We start from the raw sequence: 10,650 nt of genomic DNA, 5'->3' as shown, positions 1-10,650 counted from the left end.
TGACCGTGGTGACTACGCTCGTGTGCTTTTTTACTATGCACACGAGGCCGCGGACGCGTCGTGCGTCCGGCGTTCCGCACGCCCTCTTCTTCGAGGGCGGAACGTTCCTCGCAAAGCCCGGGCGCAGATGCGCCGCGGAAATGCGAAGGCATGAGTTCTTGAAACGCGGCCGAATCCGGCATTCACCTCACCTTAACGATACCACACCCAGGCACCATTCAATTCACCCACTTGCGATTGGTTGTTAGGAACTCCCCGACATGGTGCCGGAATGCCCTACACGGTGTTCTCCAGATTCCTGCATCCCGACCCGCGGATTCGGCGCGAGCTCGTCGATCTGCTGCACACCTCGCTGCCGCAGGTGACGGCGATCAGCCTCACCTCCGTCACCGGCGCGGTGATCCTCGCGACGATCACCGGAGACCTGGGCTACGCTGTGATCTCGTTCTTCATTCTGGTGACGGCCACGGCCCGGATCGTCGCGCTGCTGCGCTACGAGTCTCACGCGGCGGAATTCTCCGATGCCGATGTGGTGCGGTGGGAGCGGATGTACGGCGCCGGCGCATGCGCCTTCGGTCTCGCGCTCGGCGCACTGTCCTATCGTTCGCTCGAACTCGACGATGCGCCCGGCGCCTGGCTGGCGTTCGGCCTCTCGATGTCCTACTGCGTCGGCATGGTGTCGCGTGCGGCGATCCGCCCCTGGATCATCCTGACCGCCGCGGCGACCTTGCTGCTGCCGACCATCGTCGCCGGCCTGCTGCGCAGCGAGGTGGCCTACCAGATCGGCGCCGGGATGCTGGTGTTCTTCTGGCTGACATTGCGGGAAGCCTCCAAGCATCTCAGCGAGGCCTTCGTCGAGCGGCTCGAGGACAAGCATCGCCTGGCGCGCCAGGCGACCCATGATTTCCTCACCGGCCTGCCGAACCGCGCCGCATTTCTCCAGGCGCTCGCGACCATCGAGGGCACTTTCACCATCATCGCCATCGACCTCGACGGGTTCAAATCGGTCAATGACCGTCACGGTCATCACGCCGGCGACGAATTGTTGCGTCAGGTCGCGAAGCGGCTGGCCTTGTGTACCGGCGCTGACGGCATCGCCGCGCGGTTCGGCGGCGACGAATTCATGCTGCTGAAGTCGATCACAGCCGGCGACGACGGGCGCGCCGAGGCGCTCGATCTGGCGCGCAGGGCCGTGATCGATCTCTCGATGCCTTACCGGTTGTCCGACGTGCCGGTTCGCATCGGCGCCAGCGCCGGCATTCTGGTCAGCGACCACGCGCTTGCGGCCGGCTCGACATCGCAACTGCTGGAGCGGGTCGACCGCGCGCTCTACAAGGCCAAGCGCGCCGGCGGCGGCACCGCCTGGTCGGACGCCGAGCCAGAGCCCGAACCCGAGCTCGAACGCCGCGCGAGCTGACATCCCCGCCCAAGGCGTTCAGGCACGGCGACGGACCATGGCCCGCGCATGGCCAGCATTCCCGCCCGCACGCCCCTTGCCATTTGCCGCCCACGCGCCAATCTCTGCCTCCCGCCCCCAAGACAGTCAGCTCAGCGACCGTTCGCACAGCGACAGTCCGCACAGCCCGGAGCCCCGCATGACCGACGCCCCCTACACGCCGCCCAAAGTCTGGATCTGGGACAAGGAGAACGGCGGCAAATTCGCGTCGATCAATCGGCCGGTCGCGGGCGCGACGCACGACAAGGAATTGCCGGTCGGCCGACATCCGCTGCAGCTCTATTCGCTGGCGACGCCGAACGGCCAGAAGGTCACGATCCTGCTCGAGGAGTTGCTCGCGGCCGGCCACAAGGACGCCGAATACGACGCGTGGCTGATCAAGATCGGCGACGGCGATCAGTTCGGTTCGGGCTTCGTCGCGGTCAATCCGAATTCGAAGATCCCCGCGCTGCTCGATCGCTCCGCCTCGCCGCCGATCCGCGTGTTCGAATCCGGCGCGATCCTGCTGTATCTCGCGGAGAAGTTCGGCGCGTTTCTGCCGACAACGCCGGCCGGCCGCGCCGAGTGCCTGTCGTGGCTGTTCTGGCAGATGGGCAGCGCGCCGTATCTCGGCGGCGGCTTCGGCCATTTCTACGCCTACGCGCCGGAGAAGTACGAATATCCGATCAACCGTTTTGCAATGGAAGTGAAGCGGCAGATGGACGTGCTCGATCGCCGCCTCGCCGAGACCGAATATCTGGCGGGCGCGGACTACTCGATCGCCGACATCGCGGTGTGGCCGTGGTACGGCGGCCTCGCCAAGGGGCTGCTATACGGCGACAGCGCCAGCTTCCTCGACGTCGAGAGCTACAAAAACGTCCAGCGCTGGACCAAGGCGATCGGCGACCGGCCGGCGGTCAAGCGCGGCCGCATCGTCAACCGTGTCACCGGCGATCCCGCCAGCCAGCTCCACGAACGCCACGACGCCAGCGACTTCGACACCAGCACGCAGGACAAGATCGCCGCGAAGACGGCGTAGGTGCGCGGCGCGTCAGAATAATAAGCTGGAGCTCCGGTTCTGATTCGATCGAAACCGGAAAAGCTCTAGATGCGTTCGACGCGATCGCCGATCCGGATCACGCCGCCCTCGAGCACGCGGGCGGTGAGACCGCCGCGGCCGCGGACGGCATTGTAGCCGCCTTCGCCGAATCCCTCTTCCATCCGACTGCACGGCGCGCAGTCCCCGGCCCCTTCCAGCAAGGCTTCGCCGATCCGAAACCGCTGCCCCTTCAGCGCCACCAGATTGATGCCGCGCGTCACGAGATTTCGCCGCAGCAATTCCGCAGCGACGTCGTCGCGGCCGAGGAACGCGGCGATCGCGGCCAGATCTTCGGCCGCGATCAGCGTCACCTGTCGGGCGCCGTTGGTGGTGGTGCGATAGCGATCGCCTTCGACGCCGCGGCCGGCGATCAGCGTCGCCTGCTGCGTGATCCGCATCGGCGCGCGACGCGCCGGCCGCAGCCCGATCCAGTCGAGCCGTCCCGGCCGCATCGGAGCGGCGATCAGTCGGCCGAGCGGCGTATCGGGTGCGAAAGACGTCATGCGGTCAGCGACAAGGCCGCAGCGCGGCGGTTGTTCCCGCGGTGCAGACGGCGCAGCCCGTCAGCTCTTCGGCAGCTTCGGGACCGACTCGGCGAAACCGTTGAAGCAAGCCAGCCGCTCGTCCTCTTCCTTGGTGAAGCGACAGTCGGCGACCGCCTTGGCGGCCTTCTGCTTGGCGCCGGGCTTCACCGCTTTCGGCTTCGGCGGGAAGATCGCGTCGTAGCAATCGAGTCGGCCCTTGCTGCCGTCCTCGATCTCGAGGCAGGCCTGCAACTGAACCGCGATCGACTGCTTGCCGGGCTTGGCCGGCTTGGCGTCGGCGTCGGTCGTGGCGATCTTCTCGCCGCGCGGCTTGACCTGCACCAGCGGCCGGTCGCCGACCATCGGCGGCGGGGAGCTCGGCGCGCTCTGGCTCTGCGCCAGCGCTGCGGTCGAAGCCAGCAGCGCCACCATGACAACCATCGTTCTCATCGAGATCCTCGTCGAATGTCGTCGAATGCGCTCGCCCAGCGCGGACCCGTGCGCATTCTGAGCGGCTGTTCAAAAGCGATCGCTTCCTCAAACCGGAGCGCGACGGCGCCGTCAAGCGCATTGGCCCGCGCACCCCGCGGTTTCCACCGCAGGCCACGCTCAGCGGCGAGATTGCGGCGGGTTTGGGGCGAACCGGCCGCATCCACCGCTGGAAAGCAGGCTGCTTCTGCGATAGTCAGGCGTCATGAGAATGTTGCTGATCGCTATCATCGGCGCTGCGCTTCCGGTTGCAGCAATGGGCGACGATAAACGTCCGACCAAGCCGCTGCCGGCGCCCGCGCCGAAACAAGCCAAGGGTAATCCTTGCGCCGCCTTCGGCGCCGGCTTCGCCCAGGTCGAAGGCAGCTCGACCTGCGTTCGAATCGGCGGCGCGCTGGAGGTCGGTGTCGGCGGCAGCAGCCGGCGCTGAACGGCCGGCCCGGACGCATCACGCAGCGCTGGCGCGGTTGTGACTGGCATGATTGCGGCGAATGCCAATGATTGCCGCATGACAGTTCTGCAACATCAGCGCCCGCCGCCGACCGACATCCCCGCCTGCGCCGACACCTGGCGGCTGGCGCCGCTGGCCGGCCTCGCTTTGCTGCTCGCTGCCCCCGGCATCGCCATCCACCTCGGCCTGCTTCCCTTCGCGTATCGGGTCCACGCGCTGTTGCTGGTGTCCGGCCTGTGCATCGGCCTGTGCGTATGGGCCGGCGTCTCTTTCTCGGAGCTGGGCTTTGGCAAGCCGCACCAATGGAGCCATTGGCTCGGCTGCGCGGCCGTCACGCTCGCGATCGCCGCGGTGATGCTGCTGCAGACGCAGATGTTCACGTTCGAAGCCAAGCCGCCGGCATGGCTGAGCTTCGCGCCGTTCTACGTGCTGGTGTCGAGTCCGTGCCAGGAAGTGGTGTGCCGCTCGATCCCGAAGCTGATCACCGACAGGCTGCAACGCGGCGGCTGGGCCTATGTGCTTTACTCGGCAGCGATGTTTTCGCTGATCCACCTCTGCTACGGCGACCCGGCGCTACTGCTCAACACGTTCCTGCTCGGCCTGGTGTGGGGCGCGGCCTATTTGTGGATGGCGAACATCTGGCCGCTGATCGTCTCGCACGCCGCAATCGGCACCCTGGCCTTCGCACTCGGACTGGCCTGAGCGCGAAGGCATTGTCGCAGCAAGGTCAGCGACCGCCGACCAGCGCCGTCGCCGGCAAACGCTGCAGACAGTCCTGATAGCCGACGCTGCTGAGCGCATACTTCGCGCGGCAGCCGCTATCGTAGCGCACCGCCACCACCGCCGCCGTCGTCATCGATGCCGACGCCTGCATCGGGTCGCTCTGACGAACGTTCTTGGCGTGAACGTTCTGCTTGCCGGCTTCTTCAGCGCTGGCGCTGAGCATCAACGGCGGCGCCAGGCAGGCAAGAACAACGGCGCCGGTCAGAATCGTCTTCTTCATCGTGTAGTCTCCATCTCGTAGTGGACTTGCGTGGTTGCCGTGTGGCGCGACACGCAACGCGGGGGCATTCCGATGACTACACGCAGTCCGCTGACGATTCGCTGACGGAGACTTCGCGAAATCGAACTAATTTAGCTTGTTAAGCAATCATTAAATCGAAGGCGGTTGCGTTGCCCTCGCATCTCGTCGCGAAACCGCAGGTTCCATCACCGCGCAAACCTGCGACGCATCGATTAGAGCGTCGAGCGAAGTGGAAACCGGTTCGCGTGAAGAAAACGCGTCAGAACAAAAAGTGAGAGCTCCGGTCTGATTCTATCAGAACCGGAAAAGCTCTTGTCCGTATCGCCGGCGTGGCAGTGATCAGATTTCGAGCTGCGTACCGAGTTCCACAACGCGGTCGGTCGGGATCTTGAAGAAGGTCGTCGCCCGCGTGGCGTTCAGCGTCATGAAGCTGAACAGCCGCTCGCGCCACAACGCCATGCCGGGATTGAGGCTCGGCACGAAGGTCTCGCGGCTCAGGAAGAACGACGTCGACATCATGTTGAACTCGTGTCCGAACTGTTTGCACAGCACAAGCGCCGCAGGCACGTCCGGCGTCTGCATGAATCCGTAGCGGATAATCAGACGATGGAAGCCGTCGCCGATATCGGTCATGTGCACGCGTTCGCTGTCCGGCACATAGGGCGTCTCCGCGGTGGTGACGGTCGTCAGCACCACGCGTTGATGGACGGTCTGGTTGTGCTTCAAATTGTGCAGCAACGCCGGCGGCACGCCGTCGGTCGCGGCGGTCAGAAACACCGCGGTGCCGCGGGCGCGCGACACGTTGGGTCCGAGCGCGCGCAGCACCACGTCGAGCGGCACCGCCTGCTTCTTGAGCTGCTTGCGCACGAGGGCGCGGCCGCGCCGCCATGTCGTCAGCACGGTGAAGGAAATGAAGCCGATGAACAGCGGGAACCAGCCGCCCTGCGCGACCTTGATGATATTCGCCGAGAAGAATGCGATGTCGACGGCCAGCAACGTGCCGACCACCGTGATCACCAGCGCCATGTTCCAGCGCCACAACAGCGCCATCACGAACGACACCAGAATGGTGTCGATCATCATCGTGCTTGTGACGGCGATGCCGTAGGCAGCCGCCAGATTGCTGGAGGACTGGAAGCCGACCACCAGCGCCATCACCGCCAGATACAAGGTCCAGTTGGTGAACGGCACGTAGATCTGCCCGGCCTCTTCGCCCGAGGTGTGGACGATCGTCATGCGGGGCAGCAGGCCGAGCTGGATCGCCTGCCGCGCCACCGAATAGGCGCCGGAGATCACCGCCTGCGATGCGATGACGGCGGCGAAAGTCGCCAGCGCGACCAGCGGCACCACCATCCATTCAGGCCCCATCCGGAAAAACGGATTCTGGATCGCGGAGGGATCGTGAATCAGCAACGCGCCCTGGCCGAAGTAATTCAGCAGCAGCGCCGGCAACACGAGGCAGAACCAGGCCAGCCGGATCGGGAAACGGCCGAAATGGCCCATGTCGGTGTAAAGGGCCTCGCCGCCGGTGACGGCGAGCACCACCGAGCCGAGCGCGTAAAAACTCATCAAAGGATGGCGGAACACGAACTCGAACGCGTAGGTCGGACTGATCGCCTTGAGCACGCCGGGCGCGTTGATGACGTTGACGATTCCGAGCACGGCGAGCGTGATGAACCATAGACACATCACCGGACCGAACAGCCGACCGACCAGGCCCGTGCCGCGCGACTGAATCGCGAAAAGCGCGGTCAATACGACCGCTGTAATCGGGACGACGTAAGGGCGCAGATCCGGCGTCACCACCTCGAGCCCCTCGACGGCGCTGAGCACCGAGATCGCCGGGGTGATCATACTGTCGCCGTAGAACAGCGCCGCGGCGATCACGCCGAGCATCATCAGCGGATAGTGCACGCGCCGGCCGCGCGTCAGCTCCGTCACCAGCGCCAGCAGCGCAAGACTGCCGCCCTCGCCGTGGTTGTCGGCGCGCATGATGACGATCACGTACTTCACCGTAACCAGCAACATCACGGTCCAGAACACCAGCGACAACACGCCGAAGATGTTTTCCGGGTTCACCGGAATCGGATGATGTCCGGAAAACGTCTCTTTCAGCGCGTAGAGCGGACTGGTCCCGATGTCGCCGAAGACGACGCCGACGGCGCTGACCAGCAGTCCGACACGGTTCTTGTGCTGGCTCATTGTCTACCCCCTGGGCCACGCTTGACCCACGTCTGGCGCGATTCAACCGGTCGGCCCGGACGCGAGGCGCGGCGCGCAACCGCATCGCCGACACGAGACGAATGGCGCGTCGCCGAGACCTTTCGGCCGGCGTCCGACCCCGGTGCCGTGCTTCTATTCATAGTGGCCGCGCCCTGTTGTTGACCTGGATCGGACAGGCTGACGTCGCCGGCCGCTCCAAGCGGTGATCCAATCATCGATTCGATACAAGATTGTGGGTCAGGCCGGATGACGCCGGACCGCTAGATCAAGAGGACGCATCGTCGAATCGCCATTCTGCTCTCGATTTCTGTTTGAGCCTGATCTGTCACGAAACCGACATCCACTTTTCGGGATCATGCTCTAGAAGCACAGGTTGCTCACAAGCTTCCCCTGCTTGTCCTTGATCACGAACGGGCAATCCGCCCGTTTCAGCGCCGCGGCGGCGTCGGAATTGCCGAGCGCGGCCGCCTTCTCGTAGAACCCCTTGGCTGCGGCTGTGTCCTGCGGTCCGCCGCGCCCGGCCTGGGCGAAAGCGCCCATTCGTTCCAGCGCGCCCGCATGCCCCTGCGCCGACGCCTTCTCGAACAGCGTCCGGGCGGCGACGTCGTCCTTCGGACCCCCGACGCCTTCCGCCAGCATCATGCCCAGCTGATACTGGGCTTCCGCGTTGGTTTCCGCCCCTTTGGCCAACAGCGCCCTGGTCTTGCCGGGGTCGGACGTCGTTCCGCCGCCGAGCGCCGCGAGATTGCTGACGCCGCGCGGATTGCCAGCGTCCGCAGCGCGTTCGAACAATTGCCGCGCCCGGCCGTCGTCCTTGGCGACGCCGGCGCCGGTCGCATAAGCGACGCCGAGCTCGACCATCGCCGAGCTGCTGCCCTTGTCGGCCGCCTTGCGGAAGGCGGCGATCGCGTCTGCCGATTGCCCGTTCGCGGCATAGGCACGACCGAGCGCGTATAATGCGCGGCGCGAACTGCCGGCGGCCGTACGACAATATCTGATCGCGGTCTCGATATCCGCCGGGGCGATGTCGGCGACGCCCCTGACGCCGGAGGGCTTGTCCGGATCGGCCGGGTCGGCCGCAATCCGGTCGCACAGCACGAGGTCCGCGGACTGCGCCAGCGCCGGCGCCGGCGCTGCGGCGCCCGCCAGCAGCAGCGGCACGACAAGTCCTCTGGCGATTCCCTGGGTGAACCCCTGGGCGATCGAACGCACGCCTGCAAATCTCGTCATCGGTCTGATTGTCCCTTTCAGCGTCGCGCCAGCTTCAGTGACGCCGCTGAGACGGATGTGATGCTGGCCCGCCAGCACGACGGCTCCAGCTCTGCCCCGTCGCCGTCACGATGCCCCCGAAAAGCCGATACCACGTCCCCGGCCGCCAAAGATCGGATGCTTATCCTTGGCCGGCGTGTGTTCCTGATCGAGAATTTGGCCTTTCCGGCGGCAAGCGGCGGACCTCTATAGCGTTTTCGAGCGAAGTGGATACCGGTTCGCGTCAAGAAAACGCGTCAGAACATCAAGCCAGGGCTTCGTTCTGATTCAATCAGAACCGCAGCCCTGGGCGCCAAATTTATAGAAGAACGCGTCGTCGCCGAGAATTCGCCCATCGGAGAATAGAATCATCCCCGTCAGGCCGGCTTCCACGCCGGTCCGATGCTGGCACATCCAAAAGGTGATGCATTTGCGCGTCGGATGTTGCGAGCCGCACAAGCGGAATATTTCGCCGGCGCACAACCGCTGCTACTCAAATGCGAACGCGCCGCTCAGGTCGGGCACGAATGTGATCAGGAGCAAGAGCAACGCCAGATTGCAGGCGGTCAAGATCAAGGCAGGTGGCAGGCATCAAGAGCTCCGACGATTGCGCCCGATCGATCGTGCGAGCCGAGTGACGACCGTGACTGCCGTCACGCTCAATCATCGGCGGCCGCGACGCTTGGAACCAAGGTAGACGTTCCTGGTTCATGCAGCACTCTTCACGAAGGACGATATCAATGACGATCTTGAAATGGGCTCTGATCTTTCTGGTGATTTCGGTGGTCGCCGGCATCTTCGGCTTCACCGGCGTCTCCGCGGCCTCCGCTGATCTTGCGCGCATCCTGTTCTATATCTTCGCTGCGATCTTCATCGTGCTGCTGATTCTCGGCTTCACAATCTTCCGGGCTTAGCGGGTTCGCGACGGGTTGACGCAGCCCTGACGTCCGCACGACGCAGGGCTGCCATAACCCGCATTTATGATTGATCTGCCGCAATCGCGGCGCGGCCGATTTCGACCAAGGTCTTGCCCGCACCGCCGATTCCATATTGCATTGCAACATCGGCTCCACTACGTAATTCCGCAACAAATGGGGCGGGTCGATGAGCGAAGATTGGAATACGAAGTACGGCGTCCGCCGCGTGCGGCGCGATCCTCCGACCTTGGAGGAAGCCATCTTTGCCGCGATGGGCATCACCGACGATCTGGAATCGCAAGCCGAAATCGCCGCGTCGCTGATGGGTCTGCCGGTCGAGCAGGTGCAGAGCGAGGTCCGGAAGGCCGGCCGCGCGGCCGCGCGCACGACCCGGGTTATTACTGGCGAGCAAGGCAGCCAACGATCGGTGGTCGTGGAGCGCCGGGTGTCGCGCCGGGTGATTGGTAACGACAAGCGGATCTGAGGGCGTCGCGGCGTTGTGAACGCTGCACTGCGCTTTCATGGACCACAAAGAAAACGCCGCGGGCATCAGCACGCGGCATTGGCATTTTCAGGGTAGCTGAATCGGTTTCTGGGTAGTTGAATCGGCAGGCATCAGGCTGCGCGATTGATGCCCGACATCTTGAGAAACAGACTCCAGCACGCGTGATTGAAATCGATCAGCGCGCTCGCCGCGCCGGCCGGGATTTCGATCGTCGGCGCATCTGTACGCGAGACTTCCTGATTGAGATCGATCGTACCGGTGGACTCACCCTGCCTGAAGGTCAGGTGAGCGCCGAACTTATTCGCGAGCGCGCGCATCGCCTGATTCTGCGATCCGGTGGTGATGCGCAGATTCTCGTAGCCGAGCGAACGCGCCACCTCCATCAACTGCTTGAACAAGATGCTTCCGATGCCCTTGCGTCGGAGGTGACCTTCCACGCTGAACGCGATTTCAGGCAGAGGATCCATGGAAAGATCGGGCTGATGCAATTCGGCCGCCGCATGCACGGCGCCGTCTTCAGCGAAATAGGCGATGATGATGGTGCCGTCGCCGCCGCACTTCATGGCATAGCGGTCGATGAAACCTTCATCCGCATAGCCGTTGAAACGATCGCGCCGGCTCTCTGCGTCCAGCCGCAGCAAATGGTCCCTCAGCAGCGGCAGTTCCTGGTTGATCAGCGACCTGATCGTCCCTTTGGACCCGGTGAGATCGGCGATGAGAGCGTCATACATTGAT

General features: G+C 64.4%; 12 protein-coding genes. 6 read left to right on the top strand and 6 right to left on the bottom strand.

Annotation, left to right across the window (positions count from 1 at the left end):
* Nucleotides 1–271 precede the first annotated feature (271 nt).
* Nucleotides 272–1,417 (top strand): GGDEF domain-containing protein, encoded by a 1,146-nt coding sequence (locus BMY71_RS20590; RefSeq protein WP_092685978.1) that lies wholly within the window; start codon nucleotides 272–274, stop codon nucleotides 1,415–1,417.
* Nucleotides 1,418–1,595: 178 nt separating this feature from the next.
* The gene (gene yghU / locus BMY71_RS20585) at nucleotides 1,596–2,474 is read left to right on the top strand and encodes a glutathione-dependent disulfide-bond oxidoreductase (protein WP_092685977.1); all 879 of its coding nucleotides are present in this window, start codon (nucleotides 1,596–1,598) and stop codon (nucleotides 2,472–2,474) included.
* A 65-nt stretch (nucleotides 2,475–2,539) separates the two neighbouring features.
* Here the strand turns inward: yghU and BMY71_RS20580 are convergent, their stop codons facing one another.
* Entirely contained in the window at nucleotides 2,540–3,037 is a 498-nt protein-coding gene (locus tag BMY71_RS20580) for an MOSC domain-containing protein (protein WP_092685976.1), read from the bottom strand.
* A gap of 60 nt (nucleotides 3,038–3,097) precedes the next feature.
* Complete coding sequence (locus tag BMY71_RS20575) at nucleotides 3,098–3,508, bottom strand: hypothetical protein (RefSeq protein WP_092685975.1); 411 nt, start codon at nucleotides 3,506–3,508, stop codon at nucleotides 3,098–3,100.
* 250 nt (nucleotides 3,509–3,758) lie between these two features.
* On the opposite strand from BMY71_RS20575, the gene BMY71_RS20570 reads away from it, so the two are divergent.
* Both BMY71_RS20570 and BMY71_RS20565 read left to right on the top strand, forming a co-directional pair.
* Complete coding sequence (locus BMY71_RS20570) at nucleotides 3,759–3,977, top strand: porin (RefSeq protein WP_244526121.1); 219 nt, start codon at nucleotides 3,759–3,761, stop codon at nucleotides 3,975–3,977.
* A 78-nt stretch (nucleotides 3,978–4,055) separates the two neighbouring features.
* Nucleotides 4,056–4,700, top strand: coding sequence for a CPBP family intramembrane glutamic endopeptidase (locus BMY71_RS20565; RefSeq protein WP_080506366.1), 645 nt, complete (start codon nucleotides 4,056–4,058; stop codon nucleotides 4,698–4,700).
* A 25-nt stretch (nucleotides 4,701–4,725) separates the two neighbouring features.
* On the opposite strand, the gene BMY71_RS20560 is transcribed toward BMY71_RS20565, so the two are convergent.
* The 3 genes from BMY71_RS20560 to BMY71_RS20550 all read right to left on the bottom strand — a co-directional run bounded on the left by BMY71_RS20560 (nucleotide 4,726) and on the right by BMY71_RS20550 (nucleotide 8,475).
* Nucleotides 4,726–5,001 (bottom strand): hypothetical protein, encoded by a 276-nt coding sequence (locus tag BMY71_RS20560; protein WP_092685974.1) that lies wholly within the window; start codon nucleotides 4,999–5,001, stop codon nucleotides 4,726–4,728.
* A gap of 360 nt (nucleotides 5,002–5,361) precedes the next feature.
* Nucleotides 5,362–7,224 (bottom strand): potassium transporter Kup, encoded by a 1,863-nt coding sequence (locus tag BMY71_RS20555; protein WP_011503334.1) that lies wholly within the window; start codon nucleotides 7,222–7,224, stop codon nucleotides 5,362–5,364.
* A gap of 381 nt (nucleotides 7,225–7,605) precedes the next feature.
* Nucleotides 7,606–8,475, bottom strand: coding sequence for a tetratricopeptide repeat protein (locus BMY71_RS20550; RefSeq protein ID WP_244526120.1), 870 nt, complete (start codon nucleotides 8,473–8,475; stop codon nucleotides 7,606–7,608).
* 758 nt (nucleotides 8,476–9,233) lie between these two features.
* On the opposite strand from BMY71_RS20550, the gene BMY71_RS20540 reads away from it, so the two are divergent.
* Nucleotides 9,234–9,407 carry a DUF1328 domain-containing protein gene (locus BMY71_RS20540; protein ID WP_011503336.1) on the top strand — a complete coding sequence of 58 codons (174 nt, stop codon included), beginning with the start codon at nucleotides 9,234–9,236 and terminating at the stop codon, nucleotides 9,405–9,407.
* A 190-nt stretch (nucleotides 9,408–9,597) separates the two neighbouring features.
* The gene (locus BMY71_RS20535; RefSeq protein ID WP_011503337.1) at nucleotides 9,598–9,894 is read left to right on the top strand and encodes a hypothetical protein; all 297 of its coding nucleotides are present in this window, start codon (nucleotides 9,598–9,600) and stop codon (nucleotides 9,892–9,894) included.
* Nucleotides 9,895–10,025: 131 nt separating this feature from the next.
* On the opposite strand, the gene BMY71_RS20530 is transcribed toward BMY71_RS20535, so the two are convergent.
* Nucleotides 10,026–10,646, bottom strand: coding sequence for a GNAT family N-acetyltransferase (locus tag BMY71_RS20530; RefSeq protein ID WP_011503338.1), 621 nt, complete (start codon nucleotides 10,644–10,646; stop codon nucleotides 10,026–10,028).
* Between the last annotated feature and the right edge of the window lie 4 nt (nucleotides 10,647–10,650).

The sequence above is a fragment of the Rhodopseudomonas pseudopalustris genome (genome assembly GCF_900110435.1).
In the GTDB taxonomy this organism is placed as follows: domain Bacteria; phylum Pseudomonadota; class Alphaproteobacteria; order Rhizobiales; family Xanthobacteraceae; genus Rhodopseudomonas; species Rhodopseudomonas pseudopalustris.
The sequence above is the reverse complement of the archived record's forward strand: the minus strand, read 5'-3'. Positions and strand labels throughout refer to the sequence as shown.